We start from the raw sequence: 20,011 nt of genomic DNA, 5'->3' as shown, positions 1-20,011 counted from the left end.
CTTTAACTAACTTCTTTTTCACACCCAATATTTGATCACTTTATTAGTGGAAATGGTATTAATTATCGACTTGCTGATGCTGATCATCATGTTGGTTGTCGTGACCATTATCATCTTGATGATTTTCATCTGTAACTGCATCAGAAACATCAATATGTATACCATGTTCATCAACGAGTGACGCTTGCTCGCTTTGCGCCCAAACAAGATCCATATCAGCGGGTTGATGTTGCTGCTCATTTTCTATTGCGTGATGTGTTGGTGTTATACCAAGGGCATCAAGGTAAGCATTTGCTCCAGTCATTGAGGTATCATTCTCATGACCACTTTGTATTGCGTCGGCACTGTTCAATTGGTTAAATTTATCGTCACTCGGGATGGCGATATCTACCTCAACGCTAAACTCCTCACTGTTAACTTGCTCAAAATCAGGAGTGTCATGTTGGATAGGAGAATCAGGTACTAAGTTAGTAGTTGCACCTGTATGAGCCACACCACCGTGTGCATCCTTAACGTCATAGCTAAAATGTACATCGCCGTTATAGTCTTTTTCTGGGGTAAAAGTAAACGTGCCATCGGTATTGTTTAGAATGGATCCATGGTCAGCATGCAGGTTTTCAATGGTTAGTTTACCGGCGTCATTGGCATCCACATCGACGGTATTCGCTAATAGTTGCGCGGTGGTTAAGGTTTGGCGTGTATCTTCACTGCCATTTGCAAGCACCACTTCAGATGAACAGTAAGGTCTGTCGTTACTGCCGTGAATGGTGATGACAATATCGTGTGTTGTGCCATCTTTGGAGTGAACTGTAATCGTGTCGGTTAGGCTTTGGCCGTCGCCGAGTTGGTCAATCGCGCTGCCACGAGTTGTCGTTGTACCACCAATAGCTGCTCTGTTCCCTGCATCAGCATGGTAATGCCAGGTGCCATCGGTGAGTAAGATTAGATCGCCATAGGTGCCGTGATAGTCGTAACCATTGCTGCCTTGGCGTTCAAATCCTGACTCGCCTACATCGGGGTCTGTGATGGTCAGCTTGCCATCCGCATAGAGTGTTTTATTGCCAAGTGTGGCGATGCCTGGTTGAGCATAATCCGGTGACATATCGACACCCGCACTGTTTTCGGTTATTGAACCAGTATCAACGCCAGCGATTTGGGCTTTATCGCCAACTGCCGAGAGTGTTGTTGATGCACCGGTGTGTGTTACACCACCGTGTGCATCTTTGACGTCATAGCTAAAGTGCACATCGCCGTTGTAGTCTTTTTCTGGGGTAAAGGTGTAAGTACCGTCTTTGTTGTCGGTGATCGTGCCGTGGTCTGCACTGAGGTTATGCACACTGAGCAGCGCTGCTTCACCATGATCAACATCTGAGGCATTGGCCAGCAGTTGCGCTTCAGTCAATGTGACTGTTGTATCCTCAGTACCCGTCGCTAAAGCCACATTCGATGAAACCACTGGCGCATCGTTTGTGCCTGTCACTGTGATCACAACAGTCTGGTCGACGCTGGCTCCATAACTGTCGGTCACCCTAAGAGTGAATGTTTCTTGCTTTTGTTCACCATCTGCAAGAGCTTGCGTATGAGCGCCCTGATCCAGACGATAAACCCACTGACCGGTTGAAGGTAAGACCGCCAGATTCCCATAGTTCCCTGTACCAGGATTTGAACCACTGCCAACGACCTCCCAAGACAGTTGGTCACCCTTATCTAAATCACTCGCCGACAACTGGCCGCTGACTCTGGTGGCACCATCTTCTACTGTAGCGCCCTGTGAGTCGCTCACAGCATTCGTAATCACAGGCCCATCATTACGCCCTGTCAGCGAGATTTGGAAGGTTTCTATCGCGGTATTCCCAGCTTTGTCTGTGACCGTAAACGTGAAGGTTTCTTGCTGGTGCTCATTGAGGTTTAGTGCTTGCGCTCGTGCATCAGGCGTATAGGTGTAGGAGCCATTAGCATGGATCACAAACTTGCCATAGCTGCCCAGTTGCTCACCGAGCCCACCGGTTACTTGAACACCGGCTTCGTCATCAGCAATCAAGTTGCCATGAATGCTAGGCTGATTTTCGTTCATGCTGGCGTTGTTATCGTGCACGGTGGCCACGCTATCTTTGATAATCGTGTCAGTCGAGGTAGCGGTTGTACCGTCATGACTTGTCGCATGCGCCGTCACAGTCAGCGTTCCGTCTTTTAAGGAGGAAATATCTGCGGTTGTTTGATAGGTGCCGTCTGCAGCGACGGTGATATTGGCTTTGTCGACGGTGACCGTCGTTGTGCCATCGGTGATCTCAATGCGCTCCAGTGTCGATGCTACGCTCGGGTCAAGTGTCCCTGAGATAGCTGCCGCGCCAGATTCGCTGTCATTCAGGGTATTATCAGAAGTATCCGTAATATCGACATTCAAGATAGGCTTATCGGCCACGGCGGCCAAGGCCATGGATGCCGAGGTAGCAACCGTCGCACCCTGAGGGTCTTGAACATCGTAGGTAAAGTGTACCGTCCCGTTATAATCTGCATCTGGGTTGAAAGTGTAGGTGCCGTCTTTATGGTCTGTGACCGTCCCGTGATCTGCACTTAGGTTATGCACACTGAGCTGCGCGGTTTCACCATCATCATAGTCGCCGGCTTGTGCGAGCAAATCTGCGACGTGCAAAGTGACAGCGGTGTCCTCAATACCGGCAGAAAGGGTAGCGGCACCGCGCACAAAAGGCGCATCGTTGGTACCTTCGATGACGAATTCAACCTGGTGTGGCGTTCCATCGACACTGTGAATAGTAAAAGTTTCCTTGGCCTCCTGTCCCGCAGCAAGGTGGTTAACCGTACTATTGTCAATATCGTAAAAATAGTTCCCATTACCATAAAGTTGCAACGTTCCACCAAGACTTCCGGTGTGGTGATGCAAACCGTCCGGAAACTTCGACTGGCTTGGCCCATCAGGATCAACGACCTGAAACTGGCCGTTTGTTTTAATCGTATAGCCGTAATATAGATTATCTTCCTCAAGTAGATGACCGCCCGTTCCTGTGATGACAGCCGCATCATCAACCGCCGACAGTGTCGTTGATGCCCCTGTGTGGGTCACTCCACCATGTGCATCTTTGACGTCATAGCTAAAGTGTACATCGCCGTTGTAGTCTTTTTCTGGGGTAAAGGTGAAGGTGCCATCGGCATTGTTTAGAATGGAACCATGGTCAGCATGAAGATTTTCAATGGATAGTAATCCGGCATCGTTTTTATCGACATCGACGGTATTCGCTAATAGTTGCGCTGTGGTTAAGGTTTGACGGGTATCTTCAGTGCCACTTTGTAGTATCACCTCTGACGAGCAATATGGCCTGTCGTTACTGCCATGAATAGTGATGACGATGTCGTGAGTTGTACCATCTTTTGAATGAACCGTAATCGTGTCGGTTAGACTTTGGTTTTCACCGAGTTGGTCAATAGCGGTGCCACGAGTTGTCGTAGTACCGCCAATAAGGGCTCTGTGCCCTGCATCAGCTTGATAATGCCAAGTACCATCAGTGAGTAATATTAAATCACCATAGGTACCATGGTAGTCATAACCATTGCTACCTTGGCGCTCAAACCCTGCTTCGCCAACATCAGGATCGGTTATTGTTAGCTTACCATCAGCATAAAGAGGAGCATTGCCAAGTGTGGCTATGCCTGGTTGGGCATAGTCAGGTGACTTGTCCACGCCCGCAGTATTCTCGGATATCGATCCTGTATCAATGCCAGCGATTTGGGCTTTATCGCCAACCGCCGAGAGTGTCGTTGATGCGCCAGTGTGGGTAACACCACCATGAGCATCTTTGACGTCATAGCTGAAGTGCACATCGCCGTTATAGTCTTTTTCTGGGGTAAAGGTAAAGGTGCCATCGGTATTTAATGCAATAGCGCCATGATCAGCGTGTAGGTTTTCAATGGATAATTTGCCAATATCGTTATCATCGATATCAGTCGTGTTAGCAAGTAGCAGTGCTGGGGTGAGGACAATTTTGCTATCTTCTAAGCCATTCGCTAAACGTACTTCAGCTGATGCGACGGGGGCATCGTTGGTGCCATGAACGGTCACTGTGATATCTTTTTTAGCACTGCCATCAATAGATTCAACGGTAAAGGTTTGCTGGAAGCTTTCCCCTGCGCCTAAATATTGGACTTTATCATTGTCAATATCGTATGACCATTGGCCCTGTGCGTTGATATTGAACCGACCACCTTCAGCGGTGGTGATGGTTTGTGCAATAAAACCGGCTTGGTCGTGATCGGGGTCAATGACCTGTAACGTGCCGCCACTACTGAGCTTATTGGTGGTATTGCCAAAGGAAGTGTGATCTTCGTAAACATGATTATTTAGGCTCGAGTAGGGCGTCACTGCAATTTTTGCTTGGTTATCTTCACCGGTCACTTTCACCATAATGGTGAGCTTCTGACCATCAGAGGTTTCGACTTCGTAGGGGAACTCCTTCGACTCGCCAGCATGTAGGCTACCAATGAGTTCATCCGCATGACGATTGGTACCAGCATCTAATTTGAATTGATAAGAGCCATTAGGCCAAACATCAAGGTAACCAGGTGCAAAACCTTGACCTAAATACTTCCCGCTAAATACAAACTGAGTATTATCACCACTATCAGGGTCAATCAGCTGAAGCTGGCCTCTATAGGATTTAAATTCACTATCCAGCGCTTGTGTTTCAGTGAGCTGAATGACATTAGAAACCAGTGTGGCTTTATCATCTGTCCCGGCAATCGTAAGCGTGGCGGTTTGTTGCGTACTTCCACCATGGCCATCTTCTACTTGATAAGTGATAGCGATTTGTTGCGACTGACCATTGGCCAAATGATTAAATGCGGGATCAGTGGCATCAACAATTAATGTATGACCATCAGCATCTAAGGTGATACCTGCGGGGATTTTCCCTGCCTGAGGTTGACCATCGATGGCATATTCAAGGTGACTGATAGTTAAAGCGTCGCCCTCTTTATCTGTGGCACCTAATAGCAGATTGAGGGTGTGATGATTATCGGCCCCCTCACTGACACTGTCGGTTAAAGGTGTCACATCAGGGTTATCGTTAACTGCAGCCAAGTTGGTGGTTGCGCCGGTGTGTGTCACACCACCGTGTGCATCTTTAACGTCATAGCGGAAGTGTACATCGCCGTTATAGTCTTTTTCTGGGGTAAAGGTAAACGTGCCATCGGCATTGTTTAGAATGGATCCATGGTCAGCATGCAGGTTTTCAATGGTTAGTTTACCGGCGTCATTGGCATCCACATCGACGGTATTCGCTAATAGTTGCGCGGTGGTTAAGGTTTGGCGTGTATCTTCACTGCCATTTGCAAGCACCACTTCAGATGAACAGTAAGGTCTGTCGTTACTGCCGTGAATGGTGATGACAATATCGTGTGTTGTACCATCTTTTGAATGGACTGTAATCGTATCGGTTAAGCTTTGCCCTTCACCAAGTTGGTCAATTGCAGTGCCACGCGTTGTGGGTCTAGCACCTATACCTGATAGATGCCCAGCATCGGCATGGTAATGCCAGGTGCCATCGGTGAGTAAGATTAGATCGCCATAGGTGCCGTGATAGTCGTAACCATTGCTGCCTTGGCGTTCAAATCCTGACTCGCCTACATCGGGGTCTGTGATGGTCAGCTTGCCATCAGCATAGAGTGTTGTATTGCCAAGTGTGGCGATGCCTGAGTGAGCATAGTCGGGTGACATGTCGACACCCGCGCTGTTTTCGGTTATTGAACCAGTATCAACGCCAGCGATTTGGGCTTTATCGCCAACAGCCGAGAGCGTCGTTGATGCGCCAGTGTGGGTCACACCACCGTGTGCATCTTTGACGTCATAGCTAAAGTGCACATCGCCGTTATAGTCTTTTTCTGGGGTAAAGGTAAACGTGCCATCGGCATTGTTTAGAATGGATCCATGGTCAGCATGCAGGTTTTCAATGGTTAGTTTACCGGCGTCATTGGCATCCACATCGACGGTATTCGCTAATAGTTGCGCGGTGGTTAAGGTTTGGCGTGTATCTTCACTGCCATTTGCAAGCACCACTTCAGATGAACAGTAAGGTCTGTCGTTACTGCCGTGAATGGTGATGACAATATCGTGTGTTGTACCATCTTTTGAATGGACTGTAATCGTATCGGTTAAGCTTTGCCCTTCACCAAGTTGATCTATAGTGGTGCCAATCGTTGTTTTTTTATTACCAACCCAATCACTACTTCCCACTGTTACATCGTAATGCCAAGTTCCATCACTGTTTAATAATAAGTGGCCATATTGGCCATTGTAGGAGTTATTCCAAGCACCGCCTTTAGGGTCAAATTGGGCTTCACCACTATCAGGATCAACTATATCCAACTTGCCATCAGCAGTTATTGCATCTTGCCCTAGTTTCGCCATGCCAGGATGAGCATAGTCTGGTGACCTATCGCCATAACTGCCATGTCCTTCATCGACATCACCTGTGCTAACACCGCTGATCGTCGCAGAGTTATTGGCACCTGTTATTGTGATCGAAAGGTTTTGGGTGCTGCTAGCGTGGTGTTCATCGGTCAAGGTTACAGGAATTGTGAGTGTTTTTGTTGCTCCCGATGCTAACGACAGGTAGGTGGCATGACTGGGGTCAAAACTGTAACTACCATCAGGGTTAAGAACTAAGCCATCAACCTGCGGTGCACTGTAAGTCAATGTCGCACCTGTATCAATGTCGTGCCCAACCATTTTTCCATTTAAGAGGCTACCTCCTTCAACAACGGAGTGAGATTGAGCATTAATGACGGGGGCATCATTAGTGCCGTTAATCGTCACCTTGATGGTCGATGGTGTGCCATCAACAGACGACACGGTGAAGGTTTCTTCGACCTTATCGCCAACGTTTAATTGATTGAACGCACTGTTCGCGGTGAAATTCCAATGACCATTGGCATCAATGGTGAGGTCACCGTTAGATCCAGTAATCGAGGCGGGTATGAAAGTGTTGTCTGGGTTATCTACGTCGGTGCTGGTTAGTGTGCCTGAAGTCGTTACCGCTTGGTCGGTTTCATCAATGGCGATGGTCGCGCTGCTGACCGTGGCTTTGTCATTAGTGCCATTAATTGTGACCTTGATGGTCGATGGTGTGCCATCAACAGACGACACTGTGAATGTTTCTTCGACCTTATCGCCGACGTTTAATTGATTGAACGCGCTGCTTGCGGTGAACACCCAATGACCATTGGCATCAATGGTCAGGTCACCGTTAGCACCTGAAATAGAACCGGGTGTAAACGCATTATCTGGATTATCTACGTCGGTGCTGGTCAACGTTCCCGAGGTGGTAACCGCTTTGTCGGTTTCATCGATGGCAATGGTTGCAGTGCTGACCGTTGCTTTGTCGTTGGTGCCATTAATCGTGACCTTGATGGTCGATGGTGTGCCATCAACAGACGACACTGTGAAGGTTTCTTCGACCTTATCGCCAACGTTTAATTGATTGAACGCGCTGCTTGCGGTGAACACCCAATGACCATTGGCATCAATAGTCAGATCGCCATTAGTGCCTGAAATAGAACCGGGTGTAAACGTATTATCTGGATTATCTACGTCGGTACTGGTTAGTGTTCCCGAGGTGGTAACCGCTTTGTCAGTTTCATCCACACTGACCGTTGCGGTACTGACCGTCGCTTTATCATTAGTGCCATTAATCGTCACCTTGATGGTCGATGGTGTGCCATCAACAGACGACACTGTGAAGGTTTCTTCGACCTTATCGCCAACGTTTAATTGATTGAACGCACTGTTCGCGGTGAATGACCAATGTCCATTAGCATCAATGGTGAGGTCACCGTTAGAGCCAGTAATCGAGGCGGGTATGAAAGTGTTGTCTGGATTATCTACGTCGGTACTGGCCAACGTGCCTGATGTCGTCACCGCTTTGTCGGTTTCATCGATGGCAATGGTTGCAGTGCTGACCGTTGCTTTGTCGTTGGTGCCATTAATCGTCACCTTGATGGTCGATGGTGTGCCATCAACAGACGACACGGTGAAGGTTTCTTCGACCTTATCGCCAACGTTTAATTGATTGAACGCACTGTTCGCGGTGAAATTCCAATGACCATTGGCATCAATGGTGAGGTCACCGTTAGATCCAGTAATCGAGGCGGGTATGAAAGTGTTGTCTGGGTTATCTACGTCGGTGCTGGTTAGTGTGCCTGAAGTCGTTACCGCTTGGTCGGTTTCATCAATGGCGATGGTCGCGCTGCTGACCGTGGCTTTGTCATTAGTGCCATTAATTGTGACCTTGATGGTCGATGGTGTGCCATCAACAGACGACACTGTGAATGTTTCTTCGACCTTATCGCCGACGTTTAATTGATTGAACGCGCTGCTTGCGGTGAACACCCAATGACCATTGGCATCAATGGTGAGGTCACCGTTAGATCCAGTAATCGAGGCGGGTATGAAAGTGTTGTCTGGGTTATCTACGTCGGTGCTGGCCAACGTGCCTGATGTCGTCACCGCTTTGTCAGTCTCATCGATGGCAATGGTTGCAGTGCTGACCGTTGCTTTGTCGTTGGTGCCATTAATCGTCACCTTGATGGTCGATGGTGTGCCATCAACAGACGACACTGTGAAGGTTTCTTCGACCTTATCGCCAACGTTTAATTGATTGAATGCACTGTTCGCGGTGAACACCCAATGACCATTGGCATCAATGGTCAGGTCACCGTTAGCACCTGAAATAGAACCGGGTGTAAACGCATTATCTGGATTATCTACGTCGGTGCTGGTCAACGTTCCCGAGGTGGTAACCGCTTTGTCGGTTTCATCGATGGCGATGGTCGCGCTGCTGACCGTTGCTTTGTCATTAGTGCCATTAATCGTGACTTTGATGGTCGATGGTGTGCCATCAACAGACGACACTGTGAAGGTTTCTTCGACCTTATCGCCGACGTTTAATTGATTGAACGCACTGTTCGCGGTGAAATTCCAATGACCATTGGCATCAATGGTGAGGTCACCGTTAGATCCAGTAATCGAGGCGGGTATGAAAGTGTTGTCTGGATTATCTACGTCGGTACTGGTTAGTGTGCCTGAAGTCGTTACCGCTTGGTCAGTCTCATCGATGGCAATGGTTGCAGTGCTGACCGTTGCTTTGTCGTTGGTGCCATTAATCGTCACCTTGATGGTCGATGGTGTGCCATCAACAGACGACACTGTGAAGGTTTCTTCGACCTTATCGCCAACGTTTAATTGATTGAATGCACTGTTCGCGGTGAACACCCAATGACCATTGGCATCAATGGTCAGGTCACCGTTAGATCCAGTAATCGAGGCGGGTATGAAAGTGTTGTCTGGGTTATCTACGTCGGTGCTGGCCAACGTGCCTGATGTCGTCACCGCTTTGTCAGTTTCATCCACACTGACCGTTGCGGTACTGACCGTTGCTTTGTCGTTGGTGCCATTAATCGTCACCTTGATGGTCGATGGTGTGCCATCAACAGACGACACTGTGAAGGTTTCTTCGACCTTATCGCCAACGTTTAATTGATTGAATGCACTGTTCGCGGTGAACACCCAATGACCATTGGCATCAATGGTCAGGTCACCGTTAGCACCTGAAATAGAACCGGGTGTAAACGCATTATCTGGATTATCTACGTCGGTGCTGGTCAACGTTCCCGAGGTGGTAACCGCTTGGTCAGTCTCATTGATGGCAACGGTCGCACTGCTAACAGTGGCTTTGTCATTAGTGCCATTAATCGTCACCTTGATGGTCGATGGGGTGCCATCAACAGACGACACTGTGAATGTTTCTTCGACCTTATCGCCGACGTTTAATTGATTGAACGCGCTGCTTGCGGTGAACACCCAATGACCATTGGCATCAATGGTCAGGTCACCGTTAGCACCTGAAATAGAACCGGGTGTAAACGCATTATCTGGATTATCTACGTCGGTGCTGGTCAACGTTCCCGAGGTGGTAACCGCTTTGTCGGTTTCATCGATGGCAATGGTTGCAGTGCTGACCGTTGCTTTGTCGTTGGTGCCATTAATCGTGACCTTGATGGTCGATGGTGTGCCATCAACAGACGACACTGTGAAGGTTTCTTCGACCTTATCGCCAACGTTTAATTGATTGAACGCGCTGCTTGCGGTGAACACCCAATGACCATTGGCATCAATAGTCAGATCGCCATTAGTGCCTGAAATAGAACCGGGTGTAAACGTATTATCTGGATTATCTACGTCGGTACTGGTTAGTGTTCCCGAGGTGGTAACCGCTTTGTCAGTTTCATCCACACTGACCGTTGCGGTACTGACCGTCGCTTTATCATTAGTGCCATTAATCGTCACCTTGATGGTCGATGGTGTGCCATCAACAGACGACACTGTGAAGGTTTCTTCGACCTTATCGCCAACGTTTAATTGATTGAACGCACTGTTCGCGGTGAATGACCAATGTCCATTAGCATCAATGGTGAGGTCACCGTTAGAGCCAGTAATCGAGGCGGGTATGAAAGTGTTGTCTGGATTATCTACGTCGGTACTGGCCAACGTGCCTGATGTCGTCACCGCTTTGTCGGTTTCATCGATGGCAATGGTTGCAGTGCTGACCGTTGCTTTGTCGTTGGTGCCATTAATCGTCACCTTGATGGTCGATGGTGTGCCATCAACAGACGACACGGTGAAGGTTTCTTCGACCTTATCGCCAACGTTTAATTGATTGAACGCACTGTTCGCGGTGAAATTCCAATGACCATTGGCATCAATGGTGAGGTCACCGTTAGATCCAGTAATCGAGGCGGGTATGAAAGTGTTGTCTGGGTTATCTACGTCGGTGCTGGTTAGTGTGCCTGAAGTCGTTACCGCTTGGTCGGTTTCATCAATGGCGATGGTCGCGCTGCTGACCGTGGCTTTGTCATTAGTGCCATTAATTGTGACCTTGATGGTCGATGGTGTGCCATCAACAGACGACACTGTGAATGTTTCTTCGACCTTATCGCCGACGTTTAATTGATTGAACGCGCTGCTTGCGGTGAACACCCAATGACCATTGGCATCAATGGTGAGGTCACCGTTAGATCCAGTAATCGAGGCGGGTATGAAAGTGTTGTCTGGGTTATCTACGTCGGTGCTGGCCAACGTGCCTGATGTCGTCACCGCTTTGTCAGTCTCATCGATGGCAATGGTTGCAGTGCTGACCGTTGCTTTGTCGTTGGTGCCATTAATCGTCACCTTGATGGTCGATGGTGTGCCATCAACAGACGACACTGTGAAGGTTTCTTCGACCTTATCGCCAACGTTTAATTGATTGAATGCACTGTTCGCGGTGAACACCCAATGACCATTGGCATCAATGGTCAGGTCACCGTTAGCACCTGAAATAGAACCGGGTGTAAACGCATTATCTGGATTATCTACGTCGGTGCTGGTCAACGTTCCCGAGGTGGTAACCGCTTTGTCGGTTTCATCGATGGCGATGGTCGCGCTGCTGACCGTTGCTTTGTCATTAGTGCCATTAATCGTGACTTTGATGGTCGATGGTGTGCCATCAACAGACGACACTGTGAAGGTTTCTTCGACCTTATCGCCGACGTTTAATTGATTGAACGCACTGTTCGCGGTGAAATTCCAATGACCATTGGCATCAATGGTGAGGTCACCGTTAGATCCAGTAATCGAGGCGGGTATGAAAGTGTTGTCTGGATTATCTACGTCGGTACTGGTTAGTGTGCCTGAAGTCGTTACCGCTTGGTCAGTCTCATCGATGGCAATGGTTGCAGTGCTGACCGTTGCTTTGTCGTTGGTGCCATTAATCGTCACCTTGATGGTCGATGGTGTGCCATCAACAGACGACACTGTGAAGGTTTCTTCGACCTTATCGCCAACGTTTAATTGATTGAATGCACTGTTCGCGGTGAACACCCAATGACCATTGGCATCAATGGTCAGGTCACCGTTAGCACCTGAAATAGAACCGGGTGTAAACGCATTATCTGGATTATCTACGTCGGTGCTGGTCAACGTTCCCGAGGTGGTAACCGCTTTGTCGGTTTCATCGATGGCGATGGTCGCGCTGCTGACCGTTGCTTTGTCATTAGTGCCATTAATCGTGACTTTGATGGTCGATGGTGTGCCATCAACAGACGACACTGTGAAGGTTTCTTCGACCTTATCGCCGACGTTTAATTGATTGAACGCACTGTTCGCGGTGAAATTCCAATGACCATTGGCATCAATGGTGAGGTCACCGTTAGATCCAGTAATCGAGGCGGGTATGAAAGTGTTGTCTGGATTATCTACGTCGGTACTGGTTAGTGTGCCTGAAGTCGTTACCGCTTGGTCAGTCTCATCGATGGCAATGGTTGCAGTGCTGACCGTTGCTTTGTCGTTGGTGCCATTAATCGTCACCTTGATGGTCGATGGTGTGCCATCAACAGACGACACGGTGAAGGTTTCTTCGACCTTATCGCCAACGTTTAATTGATTGAACGCACTGTTCGCGGTGAAATTCCAATGACCATTGGCATCAATGGTGAGGTCACCGTTAGATCCAGTAATCGAGGCGGGTATGAAAGTGTTGTCTGGGTTATCTACGTCGGTGCTGGTTAGTGTGCCTGAAGTCGTTACCGCTTGGTCGGTTTCATCAATGGCGATGGTCGCGCTGCTGACCGTGGCTTTGTCATTAGTGCCATTAATTGTGACCTTGATGGTCGATGGTGTGCCATCAACAGACGACACTGTGAATGTTTCTTCGACCTTATCGCCGACGTTTAATTGATTGAACGCGCTGCTTGCGGTGAACACCCAATGACCATTGGCATCAATGGTGAGGTCACCGTTAGATCCAGTAATCGAGGCGGGTATGAAAGTGTTGTCTGGGTTATCTACGTCGGTGCTGGTCAACGTGCCTGATGTCGTCACCGCTTTGTCAGTCTCATCGATGGCAATGGTTGCAGTGCTGACCGTTGCTTTGTCGTTGGTGCCATTAATCGTGACCTTGATGGTCGATGGTGTGCCATCAACAGACGACACTGTGAAGGTTTCTTCGACCTTATCGCCAACGTTTAATTGATTGAACGCACTGTTCGCGGTGAATGACCAATGTCCATTAGCATCAATGGTGAGGTCACCGTTAGAGCCAGTAATCGAGGCGGGTATGAAAGTGTTGTCTGGATTATCTACGTCGGTACTGGCCAACGTGCCTGATGTCGTCACCGCTTTGTCGGTTTCATCGATGGCAATGGTTGCAGTGCTGACCGTTGCTTTGTCGTTGGTGCCATTAATCGTCACCTTGATGGTCGATGGTGTGCCATCAACAGACGACACGGTGAAGGTTTCTTCGACCTTATCGCCAACGTTTAATTGATTGAACGCACTGTTCGCGGTGAAATTCCAATGACCATTGGCATCAATGGTGAGGTCACCGTTAGATCCAGTAATCGAGGCGGGTATGAAAGTGTTGTCTGGGTTATCTACGTCGGTGCTGGCCAACGTGCCTGATGTCGTCACCGCTTTGTCAGTCTCATCGATGGCAATGGTTGCAGTGCTGACCGTTGCTTTGTCGTTGGTGCCATTAATCGTCACCTTGATGGTCGATGGTGTGCCATCAACAGACGACACGGTGAAGGTTTCTTCGACCTTATCGCCAACGTTTAATTGATTGAATGCACTGTTCGCGGTGAACACCCAATGACCATTGGCATCAATGGTCAGGTCACCGTTAGCACCTGAAATAGAACCGGGTGTAAACGCATTATCTGGATTATCTACGTCGGTGCTGGTCAACGTTCCCGAGGTGGTAACCGCTTTGTCGGTTTCATCGATGGCGATGGTCGCGCTGCTGACCGTTGCTTTGTCATTAGTGCCATTAATCGTGACTTTGATGGTCGATGGTGTGCCATCAACAGACGACACTGTGAAGGTTTCTTCGACCTTATCGCCGACGTTTAATTGATTGAACGCACTGTTCGCGGTGAAATTCCAATGACCATTGGCATCAATGGTGAGGTCACCGTTAGATCCAGTAATCGAGGCGGGTATGAAAGTGTTGTCTGGATTATCTACGTCGGTACTGGTTAGTGTGCCTGAAGTCGTTACCGCTTGGTCAGTCTCATCGATGGCAATGGTTGCAGTGCTGACCGTTGCTTTGTCGTTGGTGCCATTAATCGTCACCTTGATGGTCGATGGTGTGCCATCAACAGACGACACGGTGAAGGTTTCTTCGACCTTATCGCCAACGTTTAATTGATTGAACGCACTGTTCGCGGTGAAATTCCAATGACCATTGGCATCAATGGTGAGGTCACCGTTAGATCCAGTAATCGAGGCGGGTATGAAAGTGTTGTCTGGGTTATCTACGTCGGTGCTGGTTAGTGTGCCTGAAGTCGTTACCGCTTGGTCGGTTTCATCAATGGCGATGGTCGCGCTGCTGACCGTGGCTTTGTCATTAGTGCCATTAATTGTGACCTTGATGGTCGATGGTGTGCCATCAACAGACGACACTGTGAAGGTTTCTTCGACCTTATCGCCGACGTTTAATTGATTGAACGCGCTGCTTGCGGTGAACACCCAATGACCATTGGCATCAATGGTGAGGTCACCGTTAGATCCAGTAATCGAGGCGGGTATGAAAGTGTTGTCTGGGTTATCTACGTCGGTGCTGGTCAACGTGCCTGATGTCGTCACCGCTTTGTCAGTCTCATCGATGGCAATGGTTGCAGTGCTGACCGTTGCTTTGTCGTTGGTGCCATTAATCGTGACCTTGATGGTCGATGGTGTGCCATCAACAGACGACACTGTGAAGGTTTCTTCGACCTTATCGCCAACGTTTAATTGATTGAACGCGCTGCTTGCGGTGAACACCCAATGACCATTGGCATCAATAGTCAGATCGCCATTAGTGCCTGAAATAGAACCGGGTGTAAACGTATTATCTGGATTATCTACGTCGGTACTGGTTAGTGTTCCCGAGGTGGTAACCGCTTTGTCAGTTTCATCCACACTGACCGTTGCGGTACTGACCGTCGCTTTATCATTAGTGCCATTAATCGTCACCTTGATGGTCGATGGTGTGCCATCAACAGACGACACTGTGAAGGTTTCTTCGACCTTATCGCCAACGTTTAATTGATTGAACGCACTGTTCGCGGTGAATGACCAATGTCCATTAGCATCAATGGTGAGGTCACCGTTAGAGCCAGTAATCGAGGCGGGTATGAAAGTGTTGTCTGGATTATCTACGTCGGTACTGGTTAGTGTGCCCGAGGTGGTAACCGCTTTGTCGGTTTCATCGATGGCAATGGTTGCAGTGCTGACCGTTGCTTTGTCGTTGGTGCCATTAATCGTCACCTTGATGGTCGATGGTGTGCCATCAACAGACGACACGGTGAAGGTTTCTTCGACCTTATCGCCAACGTTTAATTGATTGAACGCACTGTTCGCGGTGAAATTCCAATGACCATTGGCATCAATGGTGAGGTCACCGTTAGATCCAGTAATCGAGGCGGGTATGAAAGTGTTGTCTGGGTTATCAACATCGATACTGGTTAGCGTGCCTGAGGTTGTTACCGCTTTGTCAGTTTCATCCACACTGACCGTTGCGGTACTGACCGTCGCTTTATCATTGGTGCCATTAATTGTGACTTTGATGGTCGATGGCGTGCCATCAATCGAATTGACGGTAAACGTCTCTTCGACCTTATCGCCAACGTTTAATTGATTGAACGCACTGCTTGCGGTGAAATTCCAATGACCATTGGCATCAATGGTGAGGTCACCGTTAGATCCAGTAATCGAGGCGGGTATGAAAGTGTTGTCTGGGTTATCTACGTCGGTGCTGGCCAACGTGCCTGAAGTCGTTACCGCTTGGTCGGTTTCATCAATGGCGATGGTCGCGCTGCTGACCGTGGCTTTGTCATTAGTGCCATTAATTGTGACCTTGATGGTCGATGGTGTGCCATCAACAGACGACACTGTGAATGTTTCTTCGACCTTATCGCCGACGTTTAATTGATTGAACGCACTGCTTGCGGTGAAATTCCAATGACCATTGGCATCAATGGTGAGGTCACCGTTAGAGCCAGTAATCGAGGCGGGTATGAAAGTGTTGTCTGGATTATCTACGTCGGTACTGGTTAGTGTGCCTGAAGTCGTTACCGCTTGGTCGGTTTCATCAATGGCGATGGTCGCGCTGCTGACTGTGGCTTTGTCATTAGTGCCATTAATCGTTAATGTAATCTGATGTGCAGTACCATCGGCTGAATGTACTGTAATGGTATCGGTGGTTGTTTTATTCGCGCTTAATTCTTGAACCGCAGGGTTTGTGTTATCGAGAACGTACGTCCACACACCATCTTCCGTGATATTGAGTGTACCCAAATGACCAGTTACTTGTGATGCTTGAAAGTGACTTTCTCCAAAGTCAGAGTCAGCTACAGAAAGTTTACCTTGGATTTGTGTCGTTAAATCTTCTATCACCACTCCTGCATCCACTCCATAAATTACGGCATTGTCGTCGTTTCCTCCAATCGTCATATCAATGGTTTGTGGAGTTCCATCTTTGGTGTGAACAGTGAAACTTTCGTGTAATGAAGTGGCAGCGGTTAACGCTTGAATATTCGAAAGAGAGTTATCCACTTGATACTGCCAGTGTCCATCAGCATCAATAGTTAGCGCCCCATACTTTCCAGAGATGATTTCATGCTTCATTGAACTTTCATTTTGGTCAGGATCTATTACATCAATTTTACCGTTCGCATGTAACAAGCCTTGTGAATCAATGTTGTGATCTTCTGTTACAACACCAGCTAAGTCTCCAGAAATGCTTGGCGTGTCTTGTTTACCGGTTACCGGTATCTGAACAATGATGTTCGATCCATTAGATAGATGTAACGTAAAATGGTCAGTACCTTGTTGGTGCTGGTTCAGCAGGATGTATTGAGGAGATTTTGGATTCAATACAAATGTGTATTGACCATTTACATCAACATGTAGCTCTCCGTATGTACCTTTTATTACTTCTGGCATAAAAGTTACTGGTAGAGCTGGTGTCGAAGGCGTACTTGAAGGAATAGGATGCCAGTTACTTCCTGCAGAGATGGCAGGCATCGATACTGAAGGAATATAATGGACTTGTGGGTGAGAAAACGTCGATAAATGATGAGAAGGGACTAAGTGACTGTTAGAACCATGTGGAGTCTGGTTTGTACTTAAGATCGGGCTTACGTGCTCTTCACCGGTTTGAGCTTCTTGATGACTAACCACTGATGATTCTGCTTTGCCATGGTCGGATATGATGCCTTTTTCTGTCGCGCTATTTGTGTTTACTCGATCTACCGTATCGCTGGTATCGTCTCCATTTCTGGCTGATGCGTGCTTTGCCAGCGATGGTAGTATCATCATAAGTGATTGAAAAATTGGTATTTTAACTTTAAGGTGCGAATGCAGTCTGAGCTTCTTTTTTTGTGTCGGCTTCTTTTGTTCTAGCTCGTTATTTTTCTTGTTTGCTTCGACGTTTTTTTTGTTAGCCATTTTTATCATCCGTGAATCGTGATTGTCTATCTTAAGTAAAATACACAGATAGAGGTTTAGCTAGCTAATTGGATAATTTTTAAAGAAAAAACCAGAAATTGAGAAGGTTCTACGTTTTAGGTATCAATGGATGTAAACAACTATGTATTTGCATACTCTAATTAGCGTTTAACCGACCAGCTTGTTTACATATATATTGGATTCAAGGAGTGGGTAGCAGTTGTTAATCTCAAGATGTAGTCATAGAGTGAAAGGGGTCTTCTGATCAGGAATTTAGTATTACAAAAAGTAATCTATGTAATACTAAATTAGTAAAGCCACTAACTTACTTTTGTCCGTGCGACCTGAAGTCGTATGAAGCGTTGTTCACCACGATAAGAGTGAACCATCTGTATCACCAGATGACCCTAGGATCCTGAATAAAGCAGCGGATCCGACAATGTAACGAAACTCAGCCGTTAGGCAGAGTGGGAATGGAATCGTGAGAGGACGTTCCTCCTGATAACCACAAATTGGGTAAGTGCTAGGGTGTCAGTATGATGAACGTAAGTGAATCCACGCAAGGCGCGTTATATGATGAAGCAGCGGAAGTGGTTAATACGCTGTGGCCAAAAATGGCAATGAGAGTCGGAAAGAAGTTGGACAGTACTCTTTCGTGATCGATGTACTCTCCGCACTATAGTGGGCATCTAAGCTGATATTTTGCGCGACATACGGAACAGGGTAAGCCTGTATATCTCCCATTGGGAAAGCAGTCTGCGAAGATTGCCGATAGGTGTGCAGGTAAAGGAGGTTAGAAAAAGCAAAGGCCGCTTTGTAATGAAGTGGATACAGGTTTATATCTGGCGTGAAAGCGAGCTGACTTCTAACTGGTCTCCCGTTGCAAGATGATTTGAAGAACTTTATTCAAGGAGAAACGCAAATGGTGGCTTCATCAGAAGTTAGTGCCTCTCCTAATGGCACTCAATGGCAATCCATCGATTGGAAAGCTGTCGAGTCGCACGTGTTAAAGCTTCAAATGCGCATTGAAAAAGCAACTCGAGAGGGAAAACACAGTAAAGCGAAGGCTTTGCAGTGGATCTTAACCCACTCCAGATCAGCGAAATTACTTGCTGTGAAGCGGGTGTCCCAAAACAAAGGCAGTAACACTCCAGGAATCGATGGTGTCATTTGGAATACGGATGCCCGTCGAATGACCGCAGTGGATCAATTGAATCGCAAAGGTTACCGAGCTAAACCGCTCAGACGTATCTACATCCCGAAAAAGAATGGCAAACTTAGACCCCTAGGCATTCCATGCATGATAGACCGAGCGCAACAAGCGCTTTATCTGCTTGCTTTGGAACCGATATCGGAAACGATAGCAGATCCAAATAGCTACGGTTTTCGCCCTAATCGCAGTACGGCTGACGCAATAGCACAATGTTTCAAATGCTTGTGTCTTAAGCGCTCAGGTCGCTGGGTTTTGGAGGGGGATATTAAAGCTTGCTTTGACAAGATTGGGCATGAATGGCTACTTGAACATGTTCAAATAGACAAAAGGATGCTGAAGCAGTGGTTAGGCTCTGGCTATATCGATAAGGGCTTGTTCTACCGAACGTCGGAGGGAACTCCGCAAGGAGGAATTATCTCTCCAACGCTTATGTTACTGACGCTTGCGGGCCTAGAAAAGCTCGTGAAAGAAGTCGCTAAGAAATCGGGAGAACGAGTTAACTTTATCGGTTATGCGGATGATTTTGTGATAACAGGTTCGTCAAAAGATGTTCTTGTTAACGAAGTCAAACCAAGGGTGATTGATTTTCTAAAAGAAAGAGGGTTGACACTCTCTGAAGAGAAAACACACATTACTCATATAGATGATGGCTTTGATTTTCTGGGCTTTAACCTCAGGAAGTACAAAGGCAAACTACTCATCAAACCGAGTAAGAGCAACGTTCTCTCTTTCTTGGGTAACTTGCGTGAACTCATCAAGAAGCACGCAACAATGCCAGTCAATGATCTCATTAGATTACTGAACCCTAAGCTGAAAGGTTGGGCGAACTATTATCGCCACTGCGTTGCAAAGCGCACTTTCGGTTACCTCGGTCATCAAATCTTCTGGTTACTGTGGCGATGGGCGGTTAGACGTCATCCCACTAAACCCAAAGACTGGGTAAGGCGAAAATACTACATGAACAGAAGTGGTGGATGGCAATTTCACGGTTGGCAGAAAATCGCCAATATGGACTGTCACTACAACCTAATTCAAATAGCGAAAACGCCGATCAAAAGGCATGTGAAAATTAGAAGTGCAGCAACCCCATTCGATCCGCTTTACCAAGATTACTTGGCAAAGAGGAAGCCGAAAAAGGAAAGTCGTCACTCTTGGTTTGACCCTGCCTTAACTGCTATCTAGGTTGCTGGGTAACGTAATACGCCTTAGCGGAGGCTTGAGCCGTATGCAGTGAAAGTTGCACGTACGGTTCTTAGGAGGGCGGC

Annotated in this window: 3 protein-coding genes; 2 read left to right on the top strand and 1 reads right to left on the bottom strand. The window is 47.6% G+C overall.

Annotated elements, in window-relative coordinates; genetic code table 11:
• Window positions 1–58 precede the first annotated feature (58 nt).
• Window positions 59–17,404, bottom strand: a complete 17,346-nt coding sequence (locus I3X05_RS23215) for a VCBS domain-containing protein (protein ID WP_337971503.1) — start codon at window positions 17,402–17,404, stop codon at window positions 59–61.
• Window positions 17,405–18,069: 665 nt separating this feature from the next.
• On the opposite strand from I3X05_RS23215, the gene I3X05_RS23210 reads away from it, so the two are divergent.
• Together I3X05_RS23210 and ltrA are read left to right on the top strand one after the other, a co-directional pair.
• Window positions 18,070–18,192, top strand: a complete 123-nt coding sequence (locus tag I3X05_RS23210) for a hypothetical protein (RefSeq protein WP_337971502.1) — start codon at window positions 18,070–18,072, stop codon at window positions 18,190–18,192.
• A gap of 263 nt (window positions 18,193–18,455) precedes the next feature.
• On the top strand, window positions 18,456–19,928 hold the full coding sequence (gene ltrA, locus I3X05_RS23205; RefSeq protein ID WP_337971151.1) for a group II intron reverse transcriptase/maturase: 1,473 nt from the start codon (window positions 18,456–18,458) through the stop codon (window positions 19,926–19,928).
• The last annotated feature ends 83 nt before the right edge of the window (window positions 19,929–20,011 follow it).

Source organism: Vibrio navarrensis, assembly GCF_015767675.1.
Taxonomy (GTDB): domain Bacteria; phylum Pseudomonadota; class Gammaproteobacteria; order Enterobacterales; family Vibrionaceae; genus Vibrio.
The sequence above is the reverse complement of the archived record's forward strand: the minus strand, read 5'-3'. Positions and strand labels throughout refer to the sequence as shown.

What these genes read in the sequence shown, in the direction of transcription:
- I3X05_RS23215 (WP_337971503.1), bottom strand. Translation starts at nt 17,404, where the DNA reads ATGATGATACTACCATCGCTGGCAAAGCACGCATCAGCCAGAAATGGA.
- I3X05_RS23210 (WP_337971502.1), top strand. Translation starts at nt 18,070, where the DNA reads ATGATGAACGTAAGTGAATCCACGCAAGGCGCGTTATATGATGAAGCA.
- ltrA (WP_337971151.1), top strand. Translation starts at nt 18,456, where the DNA reads ATGGTGGCTTCATCAGAAGTTAGTGCCTCTCCTAATGGCACTCAATGG.